We start from the raw sequence: 21,786 nt of genomic DNA, 5'->3' as shown, positions 1-21,786 counted from the left end.
GTCCACGCCCCTTCGACCCGGCTTCAGGACTCGGATTCCACACCGGTGAACTCGAAGCGAGCGCCGCCCGCGTCGCTCTCTCCGACCGAGACCGTCCAGCCGTGCGCGTCGGCGACGTTCGAGACGATTGTCAGTCCGAAGCCGATGCCGGCGGTGCCGGTCGAAAAGCCGCTGTCGAAGATGCGCGAGCGGAGTTCGGGCGGGACGCCAGCGCCGTCGTCCTCGACGTAGAAGCCGTCGTCGAGCGCGCCGACGGTGACGGTGAGGCGGTCCTCGGCTTCGTCGCCGCCGTCGGTAGCCCCGGAGTCACCCGACGGGCCGTGCTCGACAGCATTGCGAATCAGGTTCTCGAACAGTTGGTGAAGCCGGCCCGCGTCGGCGACGACGGTCCGGTCGGACGCGACGACGAGCGTCGCGTCCCCGGTTTCGACGTTCTCCCAGCACCGCTCTGCGGTCTCCGCGAGAGACGCGGGCGTCGTGGTGAACGCGTCGGTTCCCTGCCGCGCGAGGACGAGCAGTTCCTCGGTGAGTGCGTTCATCCGGTCGTGCGCCCGCGCCACCGCCGCGAGGTGGTCGTTGTCGACTTCCTCGCGAGCGATGTCGAGGTGACCCGTGGCGACCGAAAGCGGGTTGCGAAGGTCGTGGGAGACGACGCTCGTGAACTCGTCGAGCCGGCGGTTCTGGGCTTCGACCTCGCGTTCGACGTCCCGGCGAGCCGTGATGTCCGTGTAGACCGCGTAGATGGTGTTCTCGCCGACCGGAACCGACCGGAGGAGGAAGTCCCTCTCGCCGTTGGCGGTCCGCCTGCGCACCTCGGTCTGGACGAAGTCGCCGGCGCGGACCATCTCGGTGAGTTCCGCGGCCTCCTCGCGGCGGTCGTCCGGCGCGACCACGTCGTCGATGGCGCGGCCGACGACCTCGGATTCGTCGTAACCGAACGTCGCCTCGAACGCCGGGTTCACCGCGCGGATGACGGACTCGCCGTCGACGAACTCCGAGTCGATGATGCAGTCGGCGCTGTTCTCGAACAGGGCAGCGTACTGGTCGCGTTCGACCCGAAGCCGGCGCTCGAAGCTGAGCCGTTGGAGCGCCGCGTTCGTGTGGGCGACGAGCAGTTCCGCGAGTTCGAGGTCGATTTCGTCGAACGCGCCGGTCTGCTCGGAGACCGCCTGAAACACGCCGAAGGAGCCGATGGCGACGCTGAGCCCGGAGCGGTAGTCGCCGAACTCGGGGCGGCCGAACGCGTGGAGTTCCATGTCGACCGTGCGGTGGGACTCGCCGGTGCGGAACGTCTCGCCCATCGCGCCCGCGTCCTTCGGGACCGGCCGGAGTTCGCGGTCGGTCGGCGTCGAGGACTGCGCCCTCGGGACGAACCGGTCCGCCTCGGCCTCGAAGGCGAAACAGATGTCGAGGTTCAGGATGCGCTCCGCCGCCTCGACGGTCTCCTCGTAGATATCGTCGGCGTCGGAGGCCGACGCGAGCCGCATGGCGACGCCGTGGAGCGACGTTATCTTCCGCTCGGTGCGCTGAATGCGGCGTTCGAGTCGGGAGACGATGTCGCGTTCGGTGCGCTGGGCCTGCGAGCTTCGGTAGCGGGCGACCGCCGCCCGGACGCGGTCCGCGAGGCGGTCGTAGGAGATAGAGTCGACGTCGTCCGAAAACCGGTAGACGGCGGCGTCGGTCGCGAGCGGGTCGCCACCGCCACCGCCACCACCACCGTCGTCGCCCGCCTTGTCGGGGCCGAGGAGAACGACCGGAACTTCGGGATGGCGGTCGCGGACGAGCGCGACGACGTCGGCGGCGGTGTGTTGACCGAACTGCCGCGGGACCAAGAGGCAGTCGACCGTCCGGTCGTCGATGCGGTCGAGCGCGGCACCGAGGTCGAACTCGACGGTGACGGACACGTCGTGGCGGTCGAGCGCGGCCGCGACGGCGTCCGCCCGTGTGCGGTCGGGTGCGACGAAGAGAACGGACGGTGCCGTCCCCGCCGACGCCCCCGGCGAGGGAGACCGAGTCATGCACCGACATGACGGGGAGAGAGCATCAATTGATTGGTGAGTGTAACCGGGTGGGCGTTCGTGCACTCGGCCACCACCTATTTGCCGCGGGCGACGTGAGCTAGCGCCCCGATGTCCGACGACACCGAAGCGGACGTGACCGACCGCGAACCGAGCGTCGAAGACGACGACGGCCACGGCGTCACGGTCGACGGCGGCGGCGACGCCGGCGCGTCGTCGCCCGAGGAGTCCGAGGAGGTCGATGCCGAGCGTCCGAGCGAAGGGGAAGAACCAGACGCCGAAGACGAGATGCGAGAACAGGAGGCGGCCGAGACGGAGAACGTCGATAACCACCGCGACGGCGAGCCGTTCGACTCCTGACGGGGCGGCTGCGCGGTCGCGCTCAGACTCGCTTGACTCGTTTTTCGACTTCGGGGAGGAACGCCGCGAGGTCCCCGCGGACGACCCGGTCGGCGCGGTCGTCGTACTGCGTCGCGTCGAAGTTGACGACGACCAGCGAACCGCTCTCGGCGGCCCGGCCGGCGAGGCCAGCCGCGGGGTGGACCGTCAGCGACGACCCGAGCGACAGGAACACGTCGGCGTCGCCGGCGAGACGGTTCGCCTCGCTGTAGGCGACGCGGGGAAGGCGCTCGCCGAACAGGACGACGCCGGGCTTGAGCAGGCCGCCGCAGTCCTCGCAGGTCGGCGGCGCGTCGCCGGCTCGGACCGCCTCGAACGCGGGGTCGGCGTCGGTTCGCGCGCCGCAGTCCTCGCAGACGACCTCCGCGGCGTTCCCGTGGAGTTCGACGACGCGGTCCGAACCCGCCTCGCGGTGGAGACCGTCGGTGTTCTGGGTCACGACCGCGTCGAGGACGCCCCGCGATTCGAGGGCCGCCAGCGCGTCGTGACCGGGGTTCGGCTCGACGCCGTCGGGAAACATGCGCTCTTGGAGGCGGACGCGGTCCCGCCAGAACCCCGCGGGGTCGTTGACGAAGCGGTCGCGGTGGAACGACGCCGGGTCGAACTCGGTCTCCCAGATGCCGTCGTCGCCGCGGAAGTCGGGAATCCCCGAGGCCGTGCTCATCCCCGCGCCGGTGAAGGCGACGGCGGTGTCGGCCTCGCGGAGTCGCCGGGCGACCCACGCGGCGTCTGATTCGAGGGCAGCGTCCATAGCCGAACGGAGGGTACAGCCGCGAAAAAGCGATACGATTCGTTTGGTGAGCGCGTTCGTGTATATATTCCCTTGTTCGGGTGCCGAGATGCGCACGGAAGTGGAAGCTTCTTAGTGGGATGAGTCCAGAGGACGACCATGACCAGCGTGAAGGACTTCCGCGTCGAGGAGGAGCCGACGGCGACCGACCTCGGGCGGGGCCGCTTCGTCTTCTCGGACCGCTACTCGGTGTTCGACTGGGGCGAGATGCCCGACCACATCCCGAACAAGGGCGCGAGCCTCTGTCTCATGGGCGCGTACAACTTCGAACTGCTCGACGTGAACCACGTCCCGACCCACTACCTCGGCGTCGTCGAAGACGGCGAGGTCAAGGAGCTCGGCGAGTGCGAGTCGCCGCCGACGGAGATGGCCATCGAACTCACGCAGGTTCCCGACCTCCCCCACGAGGACGGCGCGTACGACTACGACGCCTATCACGAGACTGCCGGCGACAACTACCTCATCCCGCTGGAAATCGTCTTCCGCAACACCGTCCCCGTGGGGTCGAGCCTCCGGCGGCGCGGCGAGCCCGCTGACTACGGCCTCGAACTGGACGAGTGGCCCGACGAGGCCGTCTCCCTCCCCGAGCCGGTCGTGGAGTTCTCCACGAAGTACGAAGAACAGGACCGCTATCTCTCCCGCGAGGAGGCCGACGACATCGCCGGGAAAGTCGACCTCGACCGCCTCGAAGAGCTGGCGCTCGCCGTGAACCACGTACTGACAGAGCGCGCCGAGAGGGCCGGCTTCGACCACGAGGACGGCAAAATCGAGTGTCTGTACCACGACGGCACCGTCAAGGTCGGCGACGTGGTCGGCACCTTCGACGAGAACCGGTTTTCCTACGGCGGCCAGCAGGTCTCGAAGGAGGTCGTCCGCCAGTACTACAAGCGCGTCCAGCCCGAGTGGGTCGAGGCCGTGAAAGACGCGAAGGCCGAGGCCATCGAGACGGGCGAGCCGAACTGGCGCGAGAACTGCGCGGTCGAACCCGAGCACCTCCCCGCCGACATCGTCGAGGCGCTGGCTGACCTCTACTGCGCCGGCACCAACGCCTACGTCGACCACGACTGGTTCGACGCGCCGGCCATCGAGGACGCCGTGGCGCGCGTTCGGGACCTGTAGTCGGTCGCGGAGCGAGAACCCCGTTTTTCGTCTGTTCCCCTCTCACGACGCGTCGTCACCGACGAGGAACCGCCAGCCTCGGCGGAGCATTCTCCCGAGACCGAGCGCGACGAACACCGCCGCGCCGGTCACGACGCCCGGTTCGACGCCGGGAAGCAGCGGGATGATGCCGAGTTCGTGCGCGACGAGGAGGACCGTCGCAACGAGCCACAGCGCGTAACAGCCGAGTGCGACGCGATACCGGCGGGAGACGGGCACGGCTCCGAGTCGCGTCGCCGGAAAAATAGGTCTGGCGGGGGTCGCCCCGCTCGGAGACGACTCAGTCCTCGGACGGTTCGGGCGCGAGCGCCTCGCGCTCGCCGAGGGCGTCGATGATGCCGTCGACCGGGCGGTCGGGGTTCGACGCCTGCGCCTCGCGGGTGAGGCCGAGTTGGTAGCGCTCGGGGTCGGCGCTCTCGCGGAGACTGGTGCGCCCGCGGTGGACCGAGATATCGTTGTTGAGATGGAGCTTCACGGCTTCGAGGAGCGCGTCGGCCTCCAGCGGCTGGCCGCGCTCTTTGATTTCGTCGATGGTGGCGTCGTCGGGCACGTCGAAGGCGCGCTGGGCGATGATGGGACCCTGGTCGAGGTCGGTCGTCACGTAGTGGGCGGTGACACCCGCGATGCGGACGCCCTCTTCTTTCGCCTGCCGGTAGGCCGCCGCGCCGGGGAACGACGGGAGGAGCGATGGATGGATGTTGATGATGCGGTCCTCGTAGCGGAAGACGACGTTCGGGCCGAGGATGCGCATGTAGCGCGCGAGGACGATGAGGTCCACGTCGTACTGTTCGAGGAGGTCGAGCATGCGCTCTTCGTTGGCGGTGCCCTTCTGGTCGCCGATGTCGTGGAAAGGCACGTCGTAGTGGCTCGCCAGCGGTTCGAGCGTGTCGTGGTTGCCGATGACGACCGAAATCTCCGCGCCGAGGTCGTCGTTCGCCCACGCCTCGAACAGCGCTTCGAGGCAGTGGGACTCCTTCGTCACGAGGACGGCGATTTCGCGGGTCTCGCGGTCCGAGGGGAACCGGACCTGCACGTCGACGCCGAGGTCGTCGCCGAGGTCCGAAAGCGCCTCCCGGAGTTCGTCGCGGGAGCAGGTCATCTCCGAGGTGTCGGCGTGGAGGGTCATCCGGAAGATTCCCTCGCGGACCGCCTGGTCTAAGTCCTCGACGTTGATTCCGCGCTCGAACAGCAGGGTGGTCACGTTCGCGATGAGTCCGGTCTTGTCTCCTCCGATGACCGTGATTTCGGTGAGTTCGCGAGTCATACCGTCACCTCCAGCTGTTCGAAGCTGAACATATAGCGTCCTGCGTCGGCGAGCGGTAAACCGCTGTCGTTCTCCGCAAGCGAATCCCTCCGGAACGACCGTGAATCACCCGCAAAAAGGAAAAGCCAGCGTGAGCGTGAGGCCGCTACGCCAGCGGGAGCACCGACGAGACGACGAGGACGACGACGAGCCCAGTCACGGAGATAATCGTCGTCAGCGCCGTCCACGTCTTCAGCGTCTCCGCCTGCGTGAGGCCGCCGATTTCCTTGACGAGCCAGAAGCCGGAGTCGTTGTACCACGAGCAGATGTTGCCGCCCGCGCCGATGACCATCACCAGATACGCGGTGTGGACCGGGAGTTGGCCGGTGAGCGGGGCCATGATGCCGGCGGCCGTGAGCATCGCCGCGGTCGCGGAGCCCTGCGCGATGCGGACGATGGCAGCGATGAGCCACGCGGTCACGAGAAGCGGGATGCCGAAACCTTCGAGCCCGTTGGCGAGGTACGAGCCGATTCCGGAGGCCGCGAGGAGCGCGCCGAACGCGCCGCCCATCGAGGTGATAGCCGCGATGTTGCCGCCGCTTTTCAGCGCCTCGGTGAGTTCGTCTTCCCACTCGGACCGCGAGAGGTCGGACCAGCGGTAGTACGTGTACGCCGCGGCGAGCGCGGCGACCGTGAGCGCGACGTTCTTGTCGCCGATGAACGCGACGAACGGGCGGTTGTCGACGACGAACCCGACGAACGGCCGGAGCGGTTCGGCCACCGTCACGCCTTCGAGGGCGTTGACGACGGTGAGCGAGCCGACGAGCGCGACGGCGATGACGATGGGAGCGGTGGCTTCGAGGAAGCTCGGAAGCGACGACACGTCGCGCTGGGCGCGCTCCTGCAGTTCGTCCGTGGTCGTCCCCATCGCGTCGCGGAGGGGGATGTCGATGCGGCGGTTAATCCAGCGGCCGTAGACGAGGCCGCCCATGGTGGCCGACGGGACGGCGACGGTGACGCCGATGAGCATCGTGGTGCCGATGTCGGCCCCGATTTCGCTGGCGACCGCGAGCGGGCCGGGCGTCGGCGGGATGAACACGTGGGCCGTCGCCGCACCGGCCCCGACGACGACGAGATACAGCGCGTAGTTGTCGCCCATCCGCGCCCGCATCGACCGCGCGAGGGGGGCCATGAGGTAGAACACGCTGTCGAAGAACACGGGGATGGCGAGCACCGTACTGCTCCCCCACAGCGCGATGTCGCTGTTTTCTCTCCCGACGAGCGACTGGAAGGAGCGGACGATGCGCTGGGCGGAGCCGCTTTCGAGCATCGACTTCCCGATGATGGCGGCCATCAGGATGGGAATCCCGATACCGGCCATCCCGTTTCCGAACGCCGTCGCCGTTCTCGTCGCCGCATCGGCGAGCGCGAAGTCGGGGACGAACGCCGCGTTGACGAGGCCGACCGCGAACGCGGCTATCGCCAAGCCGACGAACGCCGGGAGGTCCAAGACGACCAGTAACAACACGACCAACGCGAGTCCGACGACGAACGTCAAGAGCGGACTCTGTGCGAATTCGATTGCCATGCGTGAGATGCCATCTCATTCGGGGTATAAAAATGATTATCATATATCATATGTGTAATTATTTTTTATATAGTTATATGAAGTAATAAACTATTTCGACGTGTAATCAAATGAGTTGTCGAGATGCGTTCGCGGTGCGCCGTCAGCTAGTGAGTACTGTCGCATCTACGACGGAGCGTGGTCTCTGCCGGTGTCGTCGCCGGTTCGATAACCAGTAGACACATTCGTGTATAACAAACACGACCCAAAACCGTTTTTGCACATCACCACGCATCGCCACCTGATGACCACCTACACCGCGACGGTGACGGTGCGCCTCAAGCGTGGCGTGCTCGACCCCGAGGCGGAGACCACGAAGCGCGCGCTGGAACGACTCGGGTTCGAACTCGACGCGCTGCGCTTTACCGAACGGTACGAAGTCGACCTCGACGCGGCCGACGCCGACGAGGCCGAGGCCCGCGCCGACGAGATGGCAGAACGCTTGCTGGCGAACCCGACCATCCACGACTACGAGGTCGCGGTCGTCGAGGCCTGAGATGATCGCAGTCGTGCAGTTCGGCGGCTCGAACTGCGACCGCGACGCCGTGCGCGCGCTGTCCGACCTCGGCTTCGAGGCCGAGCGCGTCTGGCACGAAGACCCCCTCCCCGAGGAGACGACGGGCATCGTCCTCCCCGGCGGCTTCTCGTACGGCGACTACCTGCGCGGCGGCGCGATGGCCGCCCGCTCGCCCATCATGAAGTCGGTCCGCGAGGCGGCCGCAGAGGGCGTCCCCGTCCTCGGCGTCTGCAACGGCGCGCAGATCGGTTGTGAGTCCGGGCTCACCCCCGGCGCGTTCACGACGAACGCGAGCGCCCGCTTCCAGTGCGAACACGTCTACCTCCGCGTCGAGAACGCGGACACCCGCTGGACCGCAGCGTACGAGGAAGGCGAGGTCATCGAACTCCCCATCGCCCACGGCGAGGGACGCTTCGAACTCGACGCCGACCGCTACGAGGAGCTCGAAGCCGACGACCGGATTCTCTTCCGCTACTGCGACGAGGACGGCACCGTCACCGACGAGGCGAACCCCAACGGCTCGCTCGGGAACGTCGCGGGTATCCTCGGCGACAGCGAGTCCATCGCGGTGCTGATGCCGCACCCCGAACGGGCGTCGCTACCGCAGCTCGGCAACACCGACGGTCGGGGTGTACTGGCGGGCTTCGAGGGATAGGGTATAAAAAGACCGTCCGCCGCGGTGGCGGGCGGCACGGGGTCGGTTGGCGAACGGAGCGGCGTACACGATGAGCGATGTTGGAGTGTCGAGGTTTCCGACCCGCGTACCGCGTGCTATGGGGCGAGAGCGCAGGGAGCGTCCGTGGCGATCCACGCCTCGGCGTTCTCCTCTTCGCGAATCTCGAACCACCCATCCGCGTAGTAGACGGTCTTGTACGTGTGTTTCGTCATGATGGCGGGCGGCTCGGATGGACACGTCCGAACCACCGAATATGACAACGACTCACACCCTCTTTGATACGAATATCCTATCCGACGGTTAGGGGGCAGTTACTCTCCGATAGCACTACCTAACGCGGTCGAATCGGAGAAAACGAGCCGGGATACTGGACGAACGGTCGGAGATGCAGGCGGGCGACGGCCCGGCCCGGGTCGAAGGGTCGTTCGCCCGCGCGAGCGGCGTGAGTCCGGGTGGCGCGGAACGCGCCGACCTACTTGACCAGCGGCATGTTGTAGCTCGTCTCGTTATCGAGGACGAACTCCCACGTCGCCTCGCAGTCGCAGGACACCTGGTCGAAGACGGTCGGGTCCTGCCGGAGGTTGAAGTCCTTGACCGCCTTGAACACGAGTTCGTCGCAGTCGCCGCAGTTGTGCGCGCCGCGCTCTTGGCCGCCGCCGACGGGGTCGGAGACGACGATGGCGTCCACGTCGGCCGTCTCTCGGAGCGCGTCGGCGACCGACCAGAGCCACGGCGGGCGGTAGCCGCCGTTGAAGAACAGCTCGTCGACCATCGTGTAGCGCTGGACGTTCGTCGGGTTCATCGAGACGGTGTGGCAGTTGTCGACCGCCGCACACCGGCGGATGGACGACTTCATGTCGTCGAGCGCCTCGGGCTCCGAGAGGAACGGCGGCTTCATCAGGAGGTACGCCTTGACGCCGCCGCCGGCCGCGGCGGCCTCCTCGCAGGCGTCCTCGAAGTCGGCGAAGTCGAAGTACTTGTTCACGCAGTCGTGGCGGACGCGGTCGGTGGCGGTTTCGAGACCGACTGCCACGTCGGTTTCGAGGCCGCGGTCGGTGAAGTCCGCGAGCTTCTCGCGCGTGACGAAGTCGGGGAGCGACTCGACGACCATGCGGTCGCGGTCGGCGAACGTCTCGGCGATGGCGTCGCGGGTCTCAGCGGGCACCTCGCGCTCGTCGAGGAACGAGCCGGAGGTGTAAATCTTGATCAGGCCCGCTTTCTCGCCGTCGTCCATCTCTTCGACCTCGTGGTCGAGACAGACCCGAATCTGGTCCATCAGCGCCTCGTGGGCGACGGTGCCGCCCTCGACGGACTCGGCGACGTAGCCGCACATGGTACAGCCGCCGGCGCGCGCCCACCGGCAGCCGCCGGTGTTGAGGATAATCGTCAGCGAGTCGTAGACGCCGTCGGGCGTGTTGTCCTCGTCTATCCACACCCGGGTGGGCTCGTGGGGGTCGTAGGTCTTCTGCTTCCGCGAACGGATGTCGCGCATCACCTTGTTGTGCGCGTCCATCCCGCGTCCCCGCTCGTAGACCTCGGGGCTCGGCTTACTCATTGGATACCCGTATCGGACGGGCGCGTAAAGCGGCTTCGTCTGGCTTCGGCGGCGGGCGGCAGCGGCCGCCGGCCCTCACATGTTCCGCGAGATGTACCGGTCGATGTCGGCGACGAGCGACGGGCGGAACGTCCAGTAGCCCTCCCAGCGCTTCGGTTCGGTCTCGAGCGCGAGGAGGGCGACGGGGTGGCCCGGGGCCACGCCGTCGATACTCCGCTCGTCACCCGCCTTCTCCCCGTCGGCCGCACCGCCGGTTCCGGTCGTTCCGTCCAACCCACCGTCCGGCGGCGTGTAGACCACGAACCACGAGTCGCAGAAGTCATCGGTGTAGCCGCCGTGGCTCATGAGTTTGGAGTTGAACGGCGGCGTCCAGTCCGGAATTCCGTAGATGTGCGTCTGCACGTCGGTCGACGCGACCTTCTGGTAGACTGCCCGCGTCCCCCGCTCGTCTTCGATTCGGGAGAGCCGCTGGAACGACGACCGGAGTCTCCCGTCGCCGGCGCGCCACGCGTGGCGCTCGATGTACCGCGAAATCGCCACGAGCAGCAGTTTCTCCTTGTCTGATTCGGGGTAGCCGCGGAGGGAAAACGGCACGTCGTCGAGTCGCGTGAGCACCGACGGGAGTTCGAACTCGGCGAGGTTCGCCTGTCCCGTCTTGTAGAGGTCCGAGTTCACGAGGAGGACGGCGTTCATCACTTCCTCCAGCGGCGAGGTCGCGACGACCTCTCGTCCCTCAGGCGTCTGCTCGGTGAGCACGACCACGTCGTCGCCGTGAGCGTCGTCGGACAGTTCGTCGACGCCGACCGGCTGGTCGGCGAACGTGGTTTCGAGCATCCGCTGGACGGGGTCGGGAGCCGAGCGATTGACCACCGAAAGCGACCGACTCGCGGTGTCAATCGCGCCGAGGAAACTGTCGAGTCCCATCTGGTTCGTGGAAACGACTGACCGCCGACGAAATAGCTGTTTTGGAGGTCGGGGGTGCGACCGTGCCGCCGCGGCCGAACACGGGACCGCAGCGACAGACGTTCATATGCGTCGCGCCCGTAGGTGGCCCATGGAGCGCCGCACGCTCCTCTCGCTTCTCGCGGGCGGCCTCGCCGGCCTCGCCGGGTGCGGGACGCCCGAGGGGGAGACGGAGACGCCGACCCCCGAGGAGGGGACGGACGCGCCGATCGAGACGCCGACGACCGAAGCGCGCGTGGAGCGGTCGCTGACGCTCTGGAACCCGACGCCGGACCCGATTTTCACGACCGTCGTCGGCGTCCGCGACGACCGCGACGTGTTCTTCGAGAACCGCGACCTGCTGCCCGGCGAGCGGGCCGGGCTATCGGTCGCGGTCCCGACCGGGGAGACGGCGGTGCTCGTCGAGACGGACACCGGCCTGCGGGCCCGCTCGACGTGGACCGTCGACGCGGCGTTCGAAGGGCTGGAGGTCGTCCTCGGCCGGGGGAGCGCGGAGTTCTGGCGGACCGTCTCGTGCGACGCCCGGGGAGAGTGCTCGCTCGCGGCGGCGACCCCCGACGACGGGCCGAGAATCGACCTCCCGCTCGTCGGCGACGGCTCCTCACGGTGGTACGCACCCGCTGGCGTCGTCGTGGAGAACCCCGGCCCCGAGACGACCGCTCGGCTCCGCATCGACCTCGGGAACACGGTGCTCGTCGACCAGGCGTACCGCGTCCCGTCGGGGGCGCGGCTGTCGATTCCGGTGACGTACCGAAGCGGGGACTACCGCGTCGCCGTCGAGACCGACGAGCGACGCGTCGAGACGGGGTGGCCAGTACCCGACGAGCCGACGAAGTACGTCGACGTGTCGAGCGGAGCGACGGGCTGTGGACCGTCGAACACGACGCTCACAATCGCCAACCGCGACGACGAACCCCACCGACTCTCGCTCCGGGTCGACGCCGCGAGCGGCGACGAGTCGTTCGACCGCGTGCTCGCCCTCGCCCCCGGCGAAGTCCGGGAACTCGTCCCCGTGACGACCTCCGGAGCGCACGCCGTGTCGGCGAGCCTCGAAACCGGGGCAGCGGTGTCGGGAACGTGGTGGTCGTGCCCGCCGCGCGGCCCCGCGAGCGTCGTCGTCGACGCCACCGGAACCGTCTCGTTGCGGGTCGCCGGCCCGCAACCGGGATAAGTCGCACGGATTGCCGCAATCCCCTGACGGTTCCGCGTCGGCTCGCGACGGGGTAACCTCGAACGGTTACATGGTGGTGGGAATCACTAACCCGACAGCGTCCGTATATAATCAACGAGGATTACAATGACTGAATTCGGTGGTTATCACGACAGGGTCGCTCGGGTGGACCTGTCATCCGGCGACATCGCGTACGAGGGAATCGACGACGAGGACGCGCGGAAGTACATCGGGGCCCGCGGCCTCGGCGTGAAGTACGTCTTCGACCAGGGACCGGACGTGGACCCGCTTGGACCGGACAACCTCCTCACGTTCATGACCGGCCCGCTCACCGGCACGCAGACGGTGATGAGCGGTCGCATCGCGGTCGTGACGAAATCCCCGCTCACGGGGACCGTCACCGACTCGCACCACGGCGGCTGGAGCGGGGCGCGACTCAAGTGGTCTGGCTTCGACGGCCTGCTGTTCGAAGGGAAAGCCGAACACCCGGTCTACGCGGTCGTCGAAGACGGCGAACTGACGCTCCACGACGCCGAGCACATCTGGGGCCGGGGCGTCCACGACACCATCGAGGAACTCGAAGGCGAGGTCGACGGGAGCCTCGGCAAGAACCTCTCGATAATGGCCATCGGCCCCGGCGGCGAAAACGAGGTCAAGTTCGGCTGCATCGTCAACGAAGACGACCGCGCGTCCGGCCGTGGCGGCACGGGCGCGGTCATGGGCTCGAAGAACCTCAAGGCAATCGTCGTGAAGTCCGGCACGCGGATGCCGAAGCCCGCCGACGCCGACACGTTCAAGCAGGGCTACCAGCAGGCGATGCAGCTCATCCGCGAGTCCGAGGTCACCGCGCCCAACGAGGGCGGCCTGTCGCTGTACGGGACGAACGTCCTGATGAACGCGGGCGAGGAGCTCGACGGTCTCCCGACGAAAAACGGGAAGTACACCTCGACCGCGGCGATGCGAGACGCCGAGGGCGTCGACATCGACTCCGAGCGCGTCTCCGGCGAGAACGTCCGCGAGAACATCCTCGTCGACGAGCCGACCTGTCACTCCTGTCCCGTCGCCTGTAAGAAGGAAGTCGAGGTGTCGGTGATGCACAAAGGCGAAGAGATGAACGTCCGCGGCGAGTCCTACGAGTACGAGTCAGCCTACGCGCTGGGCCCGAACTCCGGACACACCGAGCGCGACGAAATCGCCGTCATGATCGACCGGTGTAACGACATGGGCGTCGACACCATCGAGATGGGCAATATGATGGCGATGGCGATGGAGATGTCCGAGCAGGGCAAACTCGACGGACTGAGCGAACAGCTCGACTGGGGCGACACCGAGCGCATGATCGACCTCATCACCGAGGTCGCGAACCGCGACGGCGACCTCGCCGACGCGCTCGCGGAGGGCGCGAACGGCCTCGCCGAGCGCTTCGACGCCCACGACAACTCGCTTGCCGTCAAGGGTCAGACCATCCCGGCGTACGACCCCCGCTGCATGAAGGGCATGGGCATCGGCTACGCCACCTCGAACCGCGGCGCGTGTCACCTCCGCGGCTACACGCCGTCCGCCGAGATTCTCGGCATTCCGGAGAAACACGACCCCCACGAGTGGCGCGGGAAGGGCGAACTCGTGGCGCTGTTCCAGGACATGCACGCCATCTCGGACTCGTTCGACATCTGCAAGTTCAACGCGTTCGCGGAGGGCATCGAGGAGTACGTCCTGCAGTACAACGGCATGACCGGCCGAGACGTGAGCGAGGAGGAACTGCTCGAAACCGGCGACCGAATCTACACGTTAGAGCGGTACTACAACAACCTCGTCGGCTTCGACGGTGCCGACGACTCGCTGCCGGGACGCTTCGTCGAGGGCGACGAGGCGATGCCCGGACAGGGCGCGTCCGAGGGCCAGCTGTGCGAACTCGACGAGATGAAAGAAGAGTACTACGCCCGCCGCCAGTGGGTCGACGGCGTCGTCCCCGACGAGCGTCTCGACGAACTCGGCATCGACATCGGCCCCGGCACGGGCGTCTCCCGCGGCGACTCGCCCGCGCCCGCCGACGACTGAGGCGACCGCCCGAGTCGGTCGCACTCGACTCCCACCGATTCACGCGTTTTTCGACCGATTTCGAACCGTCGTGGCGACGAGTCTCTCGACGAGCGCCGCGGCGGCCCCGCCGAGGCCGCCGAAGCCGACGCCGAACACCAGTCCGGAGAACGCCCCCCAAAGCGGGAGTCCGACCGAGTCGCCGTCGAGGTCGGGCGGGCGGAACCCCGTCGAACCGACTCGGACGAACCCGTCCGCGTTCGGGGGCACGTCGCCGAGACCGACGCGGGCGACGACCGCAGCGACGGCGACTGCGGCGGCGAAGCCGAGCGCGACAGACGCCCCCGTGACGAATCCCTCGGCGGGGCGTCGGGACCACGCCGTGAGGCGCGCCGTGACGACCCCGGCGAGAAAGAGGCAGGCGGCCGGCAGCGCGCCCAGCCAGTACCACGAGTCGGCCGGGCCGTCGAGTCCATCGACGAGGTTGCGGAGGACGACCGCGCGACCGGGGCCGGTCGTCTCGACGAGTCGAACGGGCAGCCCCACCGCGCCGCCGAACGTCCAGACGGGGACGAAGGCTGACGGGACGGGCTTCCCGGCGGTCATCTCGGTCGCAGCATCGAGCGTAGAAAACGAGCCGTCGGTAGCGAGGGCGAGCCAGGCGGCGACCGCGAGCGTGCCAACGACGAACGCGGCGACGCCGGCGGCGAACCCGGTCGGCAGGAGGGCGCGACCCTCGTCGTCGCGGGGGAGCGAGTAGAGGCGCGGGGACGGGGAGGGCATGTGTGCGGTCGTGGTCGCCCGTGAGACGAGTATCTTGGGGGAGGCGACGGACCGGACCATTGGGGGCGACGATTCAGACGACGAACCGGAGGACCCAGAGCGCACCCATGCCGACGAGGATGGTGGCGAGCACGCGTTCTGTGTACCACGCGGCGAGCGCGGCCAGCGCGCCCGCGACGAGTTTGTCGTTGCCGACGGAGACCGCGAGGTCGCCGGAGGGGGCGAGGAGCGCGGGGAAGACGAGCGCCGCGAACACGGCCGCGGGGACGTACTCCAAGGCCGACTCGGCCGCCGGCGGCACGTCGTCGATGCGGCCGAACAGGTAGATGAACGACCCGCGGATGGCGAACGTGAGGACGCCCGCGAGGGCGATGACGAGCCAGACGGTCGCCGAGTCGTAGCCGGTCGGCATTCAGGCGTCGCCTCCGAGTGATTCGACGCCGAGGCCGGCGAGGACGCCGACGACGGCCGCGACGATGATGTCGAGGTGGAACGGGACGCCCGCGACGACGACGCCGGTGGCGACGAGGCCGCCGACCAGACACGACGCGCCGGACGCGCGGTCTTTCAGCGTGGGGACGAGCAGGGCGAGAAAGACCAGCGGCGCGGCGAAGTCGAAGCCCCACTCCGGCGGGAGGCCGGAGCCGAGGAGCGCGCCGGCGACGGTCGTCACCTGCCAGACGAGCCACAGCGACGCGCCCGCGCCGACGTAGTACGCGAAGCGGTCGGTCTCGCCGTCGCGGCCGTAGCGGGCGATGGAGACCGCGTAGGCCTGGTCGGTCAGGAGGTACGACGCGAGCGCCTTCGACCGGGCGGTCAGGTCGCGGAAGTAGGGCGCGATGGACGCCGAGTACATCATCGTCCGGAGGTTGATGACGACGGCCGTGCCGACGACGATGGCCAGCGGCGCGTCCGCGCCGAGGAGTTCTATCATCGCGAGTTGCGACGCGCCGGCGAAGACGAGACTGGAGAAGCCGAGGGCGTGCGCGACCGAAAGCCCCTGTTCGACGGCCGCGACGCCCGCGACGAGGCCGAACGGCGCGATGCCGAGTTGGAGCGGCCCCGCGGCCCGGACGCCGTCGAGGAGGTCGGAGGAAACGGTTGGCATCTGTCGGTAGCAGGTCGCCGCCCCCGAAATAGCCGTCTATCGTCGGGCGGTTTGCCGGCTCTTCGGCCTACCGCCTGACGACGGCGACCTCGCGGATTTCGAGCGCCGTCTCGAACTCGTCGCGGCGGTCGGCGTCCGCGCCGACGCGCCGGAGGTGTTCGGCGTGCGCCCGGCGGACCGCGTCGACCTCGCGATGCGAGAACTCGAGGTCGAGCCCCTTCGTGTCCCAGTGGCCCAGCGGGACGAGAAACACCGCCGTCTTGTCGTCCTCGTGGACGCATTCGAACCCCTGTGCGTACTCGCCCGCCCGACCGTCGAGGTACGCCTGCGCTCGGTCGAGCAACAGCGGGAGGCTGCTGGCGGGGACGCTCGCCTTCGCGGCCGCGAGCATGATGGCCGTGCCGTCGATGGCACCGCCGCGGGGCGAGCCGTCGTCGCCGTCCGGCGCGAGGCGCTCGCTGAGTCGTTCGCGCCCCGGCCGCCGGTCGCCGTCGGCACCCACGGTCATCCCCCCGCGCGCATCGCCTTGCGGGCGAACCGCTCGACAAGGTCGTCGAGCGTCTCCTCGTCGCCCTCGAACGCGAGTTGCACCTCGGTGAGTTGGATACTGCTCGTTATCGTGACCTCCTCGGTCTCGATGTCGACGGTCCAGTCGGGACCGACCACGCGGCCGTCGCCGTCGGCCTCGCCGCCGAGCCCTTCGAGGTACTGAATCGCGAGTCGGGGCGAGATGCCGCGGAACGCTCGCTGTCGGCGCGCCACGTCAGCCCCCCGCGACCGGTGGGAAGACGCTCACGGCGTCCCCGTCGTCGAGCGTCGTGGCCATCCCCTCGAGGTGGACCACCTCGCGCCCGTTTTTCAGCACGTTCACGTGCGGCTTGACCTCGCCGTCTTCGATGAGTCGGCCGGCGAGACCGTCGTACTCCGCTTCCAGCGACTCGAGGACGTCTCCGACGGTCGCGTCGTCGTCGACCCGCCAGTAGATGGACTTCTGGCCCACTACCTCCCGAAACGTCGCGAAGAAGCGCAATTCGAGTTCCATACCCCTTGTCGGCGTCCACGAGACAAAAAGGTACGTCGCGGGCGGCCACAGCGGACGGTTGGCTGGACTTATCGAGGTCAATAATTCAAATAAACTGCAAGATTATTGCCTGAAAGATCTCAACCAATTAAGTAGAATGAGCGTCGAAACGTCTCGCCCGAACGGACAGTCCAAGCGCCTTCGATACCGATCCGCGCGGGCCGGATAATTGCGGTCGGTGCGAACCGTTCGACAACGGTCGAAACATCCCCAATTAGTGTCGAACGGCCCGGCCGATTACCGTCCCGCGTCGCGGACTTCGATACGACCGACGGACTCGACGGTGACGACGAAGTCGGCGTAGTCGAACTCGAGCGATGCACCCGCCACGCGCGGGGCACCGGGCGTGTCGCGGCCGAACAGGGCGTCGAGGGCGTCGGTGTCTACGTGCTCTGTGAGCGGCGGTAGTTCCGTCGGGTCGCGGCGCGTGTGTTGGTTCACGGCCGCGGCAACCGCCTCAGAGACCGGCTCGGTACGCTCGCAGTCGTACCAAACTCGTGTCGGTTCGAATTCGTCTCGTAGCTGCGTGTCAGATGTGATGATGGTTTCGTCCCCCCAGTATCGTCCGTTCGATACGTTGGTTCGACGTGTTATATTTCTTGCGTACTAACGGTATGTCCCTTTGATAGTGTTATTATAATGCAATACTACGGTTGGGGGTTGACCGCTAAACAGCAGTGGGAGAGGCGAGTTATCGGACCATCGAGTCAATTCGAGAGGGGCAAAAGAGGTAGAGAACAGACCAGACGGGAACGGAGGAGACGGAAACGCGACCCTCGTCCCGACATCGCGCGGACTGGTCTGGTCAGGCCGCGGGTGCCACGTCGGTTCCCCACGTGACGCGCCGGTACGACTCGTCGAGGGCCTGCGCGTCCTCGGGGAGGAGGGCCGCGACGAGGAACGTCGGATACTGCTCGAAGTGGTCGACCAGCGCGGCGATGCGCTCGGCGTCGATGGCCTCGACAGAGTCGAGCAGCATGAACGGAACCTCCTCGTACACCTCGTGGACGAGATAGCCCGCGAGGGCGAACACGAGACCGACGACCTCGCGCTCGCTCTCGCTGAGGTGGTCGATGGAGTCCTCGTACACCGTCCCGGAGTCGGATTCGCGGACGATATGGAGTTCGAACTGGGTCTTTTCGACCTTGCGGCGACCCTCGCGGACCCGGCGTTCGACCTGCTCCAGCCAGACGCGCTCGATGTTGTCGTAACCGAGGAGGTCGAGAACCGTCTCCATCTCCTCGTTGAACGCCTCGACCGCCGCCGTCGTCAGCGACCGAATTCGGGTTCGCGCATCCTCGAGTTCCTCCGTTACCTGTTCGCGTTCGCGTTCGAGTTCTTCGCGCTCGTCGAACCGGTCGTCGAGCGCGTCGAGGTCGTCGTGGACCGACGCGAGGTCGTCGCGCGTCCGGTCGAGCGTGAACTCGACCTCGTTGAGCTCCTTGTGGAGTTCGATGAGGTCGCCTTCGGCCTGCCCGCGGAGGTCCGACGCGTCGGCTTCGAGCGCTTCGACCCGTTCGGCGAGCTCCTCGCGCTGGTCGGTCAGCGAGTCGATTTGTCCGGTCCGGCGGTCGAGTTCGTCTTCGAGGCGCTGGAGCTTATCCCGGAGCTTCCGGCGGTCGCGCTGGGCCTGTTCCGCCGCCCGCATCGAGCGTTCGAGTTCGTCGAGTTCGCGGCGGAGTTCGGCGCGTTCTTCGCGCTGTTCGTCTCTGACCTCGCGGAGGCGGTCGGTCGTCCCCCGAATCTGGTCGCGGTCGACCTCGGTGCCGCAGGTCCAGCACGTGATCGTCTCCGAGGAGACGAGTTGGTCCGTCACCGAGCCGCCGCCGACCGCGCCCAGCGAGTCCTCGACGAGGTCGGCCTTGCCTTCGAGCACGTCTTCCGTGTACTGGACGATGGTTTGAAGCTCCGAAATCGTCGAGTTGAGCGACTCGATGCGCGACCGAATCGACTCGATACGCTCGTTCACCTCGCCGCGGTCGACCTCGTCGGCCTCGAACGAATCGAGTTCCGACTGGAGTTCGGAGCGCTCCTCGCGGAGCGACTCGACGCTCTCGCGCTCGCTCTGGAGGCGGAAGCGGACCGTTTCGAGGTCCGACCGCGCCGACTGCAGGTCGGAAAGCACCTCGTCTAAGGCGGCTTGGTTCTCGCGTTGCGCCTCGACCGTCCGGTCTTCGGCCTCGATTTCGGCTTCGAGGTCGTCGCGCTTCGCTTCGAGGTCCTCGATTTCGGCTTCGAGGTCGTCGCGCTTCGCTTCGAGCGACCGGCGGTCGTCTTCGAGCGAGTCGAGCGAGTCGAGCTGTTGTTCGACCTGCGTTCGTCGGGTCTGTAGGCGCTCGATTTCGGCCTCGATGGCGTCGGTGTCGACCGGGGCCATGATGACGTCGTGAAGGTCGCGCTCCGCGACGACCGCCCGTCGCGCCTCGTTCGAGCCGAGGAGGAACGCAAAGCGGTCCGCGGTCGTCGTATCCCGGAGGTACGGCGTACCGTCGGTCGTGACACCGCCGTTTTCGCGGGAGAAGACGCGGGTGTAGGTCCGGCCGTCGAGTTCGAGTTCGACCGACCCCTCGTCGGCGTCGCCCTTGAGACTGGCCGCGTCGCTCCCGAACGCGCCCATAAGCGCGCGCAGGAATGACGTTCGGTTCGTCGCGTTGCGCCCGGTCAGAACGGTGACGCCGGGTTCGAGCCCGACGGTTCGTTCGTCGATACCACCGATGTTTCGTATACGGACAGTCGCCGTCTGAAGTGCCTCTGAATCGTTCATGTTTCGGATGTGGTGTGTTGGCGAGCCCGAGCCGCTACTCGTCTCTCTCGTGTCCGCAGTCGCAGTGCCCGGAGTTGAGGAGCGTCGTCGGGGTCATTCGAGTGTCACAGTCTGTGCAGGTGACGCGGATGTCTACTTCGACCTCGTACGTGCCGATGAAGACCGCTTCGGCCTTCACTAAACGGTCGATAACATCGATAGTCACCGTCCGAAGTCGGGACCGGAGCTTCCGAATCGTCGCGACTCCCGACTCGGTCGCGCTCTGCCCGTCTTCGTCGTCTTCGCGTTCGACGTTTCGGTGTCGCTTGAGGTAGTTATACACCGACTGGTAGGAGATGATGTCCGACTCCAACTGGTCGATGTCGACGCCGCGCTCGCGGAGCGTGTTCCGCGCGTCGGTGCGGCTCCCCGCGGTCACGTCGTCGCTGGTCAGGAGTCGGTAGAAGTTCTCCGCCTCCCCGTCGAGGACGTGCGCGCCGGCTTGGTCCAGCGCGGCCCGGATGAGTCGCTTGTTCACGTCGCCTTCGAGTTCACGGAGGCTCCGCCGCTCGCGACCCTCGCCGAGCCACGCGTCGACGAGGTCGTCACCGAGGCCATCGAGACCGTATCGGTCCGCGATACGCTCTATCTTCGGACCTCGGCCACCGCGGCGGGAAACCGTACTTCCAGAATCTGGCATTGTGACCTCGTTACTCGGACCTTAGCGCGGAGTACCCTAAACGTTACTTATGAATTATCAGAGGTGATAAAACTAGAACACGAACGAATTACACGATATACGCCGATTTTCTCACAGGATTCGGGCGACGACTGAGAGATATCGACGAATCATAATGCGTCACCCGACGTCACGCCTCGCGAACTGTCACCCAGAGGTGGACCTCGCGGTAGGCGTTGTCCACCGTCGGTGACGCCGGCGGCGCGCCCTCGTAGAGGAGGTACGTCAGCCGTAGGCGCTCGCCCGTCATCGTCGGGCGAACCTCGTGTGGCTCGTGCCACGTCTCGTTGTGTTCGAGCCGGGGCGTGAACGTCCGGACCCGCTCTGACTCCAACACGGTCGTCGAGTTGTTCGACACCTCGACGCGCTGGAGCACCGCGACGACGGTGTAGTTCACCGTCCGGTGTTCCTGGTTGCCGACGCCGAGGACGAGCGACGCCGGCTCGCCCCGGACGAGTTCTTCCGGGTAGTTGTCGGCGGTGAGTTCGTCGTTTCCGTCTTCGGTCAGAAGATACAGTTCGGTGAACGACTCGCCGTCTTTCGGCACCGCCACCGCGTAGCCGACGCTGGCGGTCGCGAGGACCACGCTCACGACGAGGACGACGTTCAGCATCGCGTCGGTCTGCGACGCCGGATTGAATAGCTCGTCGCGCGCGGCGGCGAACCAGCGCTTGTACGGGACCACCAGCCGTTCTTCTTCGGGAAGCGCGGACCGGCGGACCGCCGCGAACGTCGTCGCGACGAGCGTGAAGCCGCTCACGGCGACGAGGATGGGCACGAGGCGAATCCCCCAGGGCGTGAAGTTGAGGACGAGCCCGAGCAGGGGAACGACCGCGATGCTCGTCCCGAACGAGAGCGCGACCCGCTCGATACCGTCGATACCGCCCATCCTGTCGTGGTCCTCGGGGGCGTCTATCGGCGGGCCGCGCTCGGGAAACAGCGCCGCAATGAGGGCGTAGCCGGGGATGAAAAGCACGAACGGCAGGCCGACGACGACTCGCAGCGGTGTTCCCTCCAACCCGGGCGTGAGCGTCGCGACGAGCGTGAGCGCGACCCCCGCGACGACGACCGCGAGGTCGGCCGGGAGGGTGCGGAGGGGCTCGGGGAGGAACAACCGCCAGTCTTGGCGCTGCGACATCTACCCGAAGTGGGAAACACGAGCACAAAAATCATTTGTC

At 67.2% G+C, this 21,786-nt stretch carries 23 protein-coding genes; 6 read left to right on the top strand and 17 right to left on the bottom strand.

The annotated features are described in order from the left end of the window. Positions 1 to 23: 23 nt before the first annotated feature. On the bottom strand, positions 24 to 2,018 hold the full coding sequence (locus C5B91_RS09585; protein ID WP_115819608.1) for an ATP-binding protein: 1,995 nt from the start codon (positions 2,016 to 2,018) through the stop codon (positions 24 to 26). Between the two features lie 111 nt (positions 2,019 to 2,129). On the opposite strand from C5B91_RS09585, the gene C5B91_RS09580 reads away from it, so the two are divergent. Continuing rightward, positions 2,130 to 2,378 (top strand): hypothetical protein, encoded by a 249-nt coding sequence (locus tag C5B91_RS09580; RefSeq protein WP_049967582.1) that lies wholly within the window; start codon positions 2,130 to 2,132, stop codon positions 2,376 to 2,378. A gap of 22 nt (positions 2,379 to 2,400) precedes the next feature. Here the strand turns inward: C5B91_RS09580 and C5B91_RS09575 are convergent, their stop codons facing one another. Beyond that, positions 2,401 to 3,168, bottom strand: a complete 768-nt coding sequence (locus C5B91_RS09575; RefSeq protein ID WP_008095878.1) for a Sir2 family NAD-dependent protein deacetylase — start codon at positions 3,166 to 3,168, stop codon at positions 2,401 to 2,403. A 138-nt stretch (positions 3,169 to 3,306) separates the two neighbouring features. On the opposite strand from C5B91_RS09575, the gene C5B91_RS09570 reads away from it, so the two are divergent. Then, entirely contained in the window at positions 3,307 to 4,326 is a 1,020-nt protein-coding gene (locus C5B91_RS09570; protein ID WP_115819609.1) for a phosphoribosylaminoimidazolesuccinocarboxamide synthase, read from the top strand. A 42-nt stretch (positions 4,327 to 4,368) separates the two neighbouring features. Here the strand turns inward: C5B91_RS09570 and C5B91_RS09565 are convergent, their stop codons facing one another. The 3 genes from C5B91_RS09565 to C5B91_RS09555 form a co-directional block, all read right to left on the bottom strand. Further along, entirely contained in the window at positions 4,369 to 4,584 is a 216-nt protein-coding gene (locus C5B91_RS09565) for a hypothetical protein (protein ID WP_049967580.1), read from the bottom strand. 61 nt (positions 4,585 to 4,645) lie between these two features. Continuing rightward, the gene (locus C5B91_RS09560) at positions 4,646 to 5,629 is read right to left on the bottom strand and encodes a formyltetrahydrofolate deformylase (protein WP_049967579.1); all 984 of its coding nucleotides are present in this window, start codon (positions 5,627 to 5,629) and stop codon (positions 4,646 to 4,648) included. Positions 5,630 to 5,774: 145 nt separating this feature from the next. Continuing rightward, positions 5,775 to 7,196: a GntP family permease gene (locus C5B91_RS09555; RefSeq protein ID WP_115819610.1), complete on the bottom strand. Its 1,422-nt coding sequence runs from the start codon at positions 7,194 to 7,196 to the stop codon at positions 5,775 to 5,777. Positions 7,197 to 7,479: 283 nt separating this feature from the next. Between C5B91_RS09555 and purS the strand changes: the two genes are divergently transcribed. Further along, on the top strand, positions 7,480 to 7,731 hold the full coding sequence (purS, locus tag C5B91_RS09550; RefSeq protein WP_004975657.1) for a phosphoribosylformylglycinamidine synthase subunit PurS: 252 nt from the start codon (positions 7,480 to 7,482) through the stop codon (positions 7,729 to 7,731). 1 nt (position 7,732) lies between these two features. Further along, positions 7,733 to 8,407 (top strand): phosphoribosylformylglycinamidine synthase I, encoded by a 675-nt coding sequence (gene purQ, locus C5B91_RS09545; protein WP_049967577.1) that lies wholly within the window; start codon positions 7,733 to 7,735, stop codon positions 8,405 to 8,407. 493 nt (positions 8,408 to 8,900) lie between these two features. Here purQ and C5B91_RS09540 read toward each other — a convergent pair whose 3' ends face one another. Both C5B91_RS09540 and C5B91_RS09535 read right to left on the bottom strand, forming a co-directional pair. After that, complete coding sequence (locus C5B91_RS09540; RefSeq protein ID WP_008095889.1) at positions 8,901 to 9,983, bottom strand: archaeosine biosynthesis radical SAM protein RaSEA; 1,083 nt, start codon at positions 9,981 to 9,983, stop codon at positions 8,901 to 8,903. A gap of 75 nt (positions 9,984 to 10,058) precedes the next feature. Beyond that, a complete protein-coding gene (locus C5B91_RS09535) occupies positions 10,059 to 10,907 on the bottom strand; it encodes a histidine kinase (RefSeq protein ID WP_049967576.1) in 849 nt (282 codons plus the stop codon). Positions 10,908 to 11,037: 130 nt separating this feature from the next. Between C5B91_RS09535 and C5B91_RS09530 the strand changes: the two genes are divergently transcribed. Together C5B91_RS09530 and C5B91_RS09525 are read left to right on the top strand one after the other, a co-directional pair. Beyond that, a complete protein-coding gene (locus C5B91_RS09530; protein ID WP_049967575.1) occupies positions 11,038 to 12,117 on the top strand; it encodes a hypothetical protein in 1,080 nt (359 codons plus the stop codon). 126 nt (positions 12,118 to 12,243) lie between these two features. Continuing rightward, complete coding sequence (locus C5B91_RS09525) at positions 12,244 to 14,175, top strand: aldehyde ferredoxin oxidoreductase family protein (protein ID WP_008095892.1); 1,932 nt, start codon at positions 12,244 to 12,246, stop codon at positions 14,173 to 14,175. 39 nt (positions 14,176 to 14,214) lie between these two features. Here C5B91_RS09525 and C5B91_RS09520 read toward each other — a convergent pair whose 3' ends face one another. From C5B91_RS09520 to C5B91_RS09475, 10 genes are all read right to left on the bottom strand, one after another. Continuing rightward, entirely contained in the window at positions 14,215 to 14,937 is a 723-nt protein-coding gene (locus tag C5B91_RS09520; RefSeq protein ID WP_049968573.1) for a hypothetical protein, read from the bottom strand. Positions 14,938 to 15,010: 73 nt separating this feature from the next. Continuing rightward, a complete protein-coding gene (locus C5B91_RS09515; RefSeq protein ID WP_115819611.1) occupies positions 15,011 to 15,349 on the bottom strand; it encodes an AzlD domain-containing protein in 339 nt (112 codons plus the stop codon). Then, positions 15,350 to 16,045 carry an AzlC family ABC transporter permease gene (locus tag C5B91_RS09510; RefSeq protein WP_008095896.1) on the bottom strand — a complete coding sequence of 232 codons (696 nt, stop codon included), beginning with the start codon at positions 16,043 to 16,045 and terminating at the stop codon, positions 15,350 to 15,352. Positions 16,046 to 16,112: 67 nt separating this feature from the next. After that, complete coding sequence (locus C5B91_RS09505; RefSeq protein WP_049967574.1) at positions 16,113 to 16,553, bottom strand: hypothetical protein; 441 nt, start codon at positions 16,551 to 16,553, stop codon at positions 16,113 to 16,115. Continuing rightward, positions 16,550 to 16,807 (bottom strand): hypothetical protein, encoded by a 258-nt coding sequence (locus C5B91_RS09500; protein ID WP_004975681.1) that lies wholly within the window; start codon positions 16,805 to 16,807, stop codon positions 16,550 to 16,552. The genes C5B91_RS09505 and C5B91_RS09500 overlap by 4 nt, the downstream gene beginning before the upstream one ends. A gap of 1 nt (position 16,808) precedes the next feature. Beyond that, entirely contained in the window at positions 16,809 to 17,087 is a 279-nt protein-coding gene (gene samp3 / locus C5B91_RS09495; protein ID WP_004975684.1) for a ubiquitin-like modifier protein SAMP3, read from the bottom strand. 276 nt (positions 17,088 to 17,363) lie between these two features. Then, complete coding sequence (locus C5B91_RS09490; protein ID WP_158544185.1) at positions 17,364 to 17,666, bottom strand: HalOD1 output domain-containing protein; 303 nt, start codon at positions 17,664 to 17,666, stop codon at positions 17,364 to 17,366. 265 nt (positions 17,667 to 17,931) lie between these two features. Next, on the bottom strand, positions 17,932 to 19,890 hold the full coding sequence (locus C5B91_RS09485; RefSeq protein ID WP_049967573.1) for an archaea-specific SMC-related protein: 1,959 nt from the start codon (positions 19,888 to 19,890) through the stop codon (positions 17,932 to 17,934). A 34-nt stretch (positions 19,891 to 19,924) separates the two neighbouring features. Next, the gene (gene rdfA, locus C5B91_RS09480) at positions 19,925 to 20,569 is read right to left on the bottom strand and encodes a rod-determining factor RdfA (RefSeq protein ID WP_008095906.1); all 645 of its coding nucleotides are present in this window, start codon (positions 20,567 to 20,569) and stop codon (positions 19,925 to 19,927) included. A 169-nt stretch (positions 20,570 to 20,738) separates the two neighbouring features. Beyond that, a complete protein-coding gene (locus tag C5B91_RS09475; RefSeq protein WP_008095908.1) occupies positions 20,739 to 21,746 on the bottom strand; it encodes a DUF1616 domain-containing protein in 1,008 nt (335 codons plus the stop codon). Positions 21,747 to 21,786: the final 40 nt, after the last annotated feature.

It is taken from the genome of Haloferax sp. Atlit-10N, from assembly GCF_003586325.1.
Taxonomy (GTDB): Archaea; Halobacteriota; Halobacteria; order Halobacteriales; family Haloferacaceae; genus Haloferax; species Haloferax prahovense.
The sequence above is the reverse complement of the archived record's forward strand: the minus strand, read 5'-3'. Positions and strand labels throughout refer to the sequence as shown.

Bases quoted from the DNA above. Each gene is read 5' to 3' on its own strand.
- C5B91_RS09585 (WP_115819608.1), bottom strand. From the start codon at position 2,018: ATGACTCGGTCTCCCTCGCCGGGGGCGTCGGCGGGGACGGCACCGTCC.
- C5B91_RS09580 (WP_049967582.1), top strand. From the start codon at position 2,130: ATGTCCGACGACACCGAAGCGGACGTGACCGACCGCGAACCGAGCGTC.
- C5B91_RS09575 (WP_008095878.1), bottom strand. From the start codon at position 3,168: ATGGACGCTGCCCTCGAATCAGACGCCGCGTGGGTCGCCCGGCGACTC.
- C5B91_RS09570 (WP_115819609.1), top strand. From the start codon at position 3,307: ATGACCAGCGTGAAGGACTTCCGCGTCGAGGAGGAGCCGACGGCGACC.
- C5B91_RS09560 (WP_049967579.1), bottom strand. From the start codon at position 5,629: ATGACTCGCGAACTCACCGAAATCACGGTCATCGGAGGAGACAAGACC.
- C5B91_RS09555 (WP_115819610.1), bottom strand. From the start codon at position 7,196: ATGGCAATCGAATTCGCACAGAGTCCGCTCTTGACGTTCGTCGTCGGA.
- purS (WP_004975657.1), top strand. From the start codon at position 7,480: ATGACCACCTACACCGCGACGGTGACGGTGCGCCTCAAGCGTGGCGTG.
- purQ (WP_049967577.1), top strand. From the start codon at position 7,733: ATGATCGCAGTCGTGCAGTTCGGCGGCTCGAACTGCGACCGCGACGCC.
- C5B91_RS09540 (WP_008095889.1), bottom strand. From the start codon at position 9,983: ATGAGTAAGCCGAGCCCCGAGGTCTACGAGCGGGGACGCGGGATGGAC.
- C5B91_RS09535 (WP_049967576.1), bottom strand. From the start codon at position 10,907: ATGGGACTCGACAGTTTCCTCGGCGCGATTGACACCGCGAGTCGGTCG.
- C5B91_RS09530 (WP_049967575.1), top strand. From the start codon at position 11,038: ATGGAGCGCCGCACGCTCCTCTCGCTTCTCGCGGGCGGCCTCGCCGGC.
- C5B91_RS09525 (WP_008095892.1), top strand. From the start codon at position 12,244: ATGACTGAATTCGGTGGTTATCACGACAGGGTCGCTCGGGTGGACCTG.
- C5B91_RS09520 (WP_049968573.1), bottom strand. From the start codon at position 14,937: ATGCCCTCCCCGTCCCCGCGCCTCTACTCGCTCCCCCGCGACGACGAG.
- C5B91_RS09515 (WP_115819611.1), bottom strand. From the start codon at position 15,349: ATGCCGACCGGCTACGACTCGGCGACCGTCTGGCTCGTCATCGCCCTC.
- C5B91_RS09510 (WP_008095896.1), bottom strand. From the start codon at position 16,045: ATGCCAACCGTTTCCTCCGACCTCCTCGACGGCGTCCGGGCCGCGGGG.
- C5B91_RS09505 (WP_049967574.1), bottom strand. From the start codon at position 16,553: ATGACCGTGGGTGCCGACGGCGACCGGCGGCCGGGGCGCGAACGACTC.
- samp3 (WP_004975684.1), bottom strand. From the start codon at position 17,087: ATGGAACTCGAATTGCGCTTCTTCGCGACGTTTCGGGAGGTAGTGGGC.
- C5B91_RS09485 (WP_049967573.1), bottom strand. From the start codon at position 19,890: ATGAACGATTCAGAGGCACTTCAGACGGCGACTGTCCGTATACGAAAC.
- rdfA (WP_008095906.1), bottom strand. From the start codon at position 20,569: ATGCCAGATTCTGGAAGTACGGTTTCCCGCCGCGGTGGCCGAGGTCCG.
- C5B91_RS09475 (WP_008095908.1), bottom strand. From the start codon at position 21,746: ATGTCGCAGCGCCAAGACTGGCGGTTGTTCCTCCCCGAGCCCCTCCGC.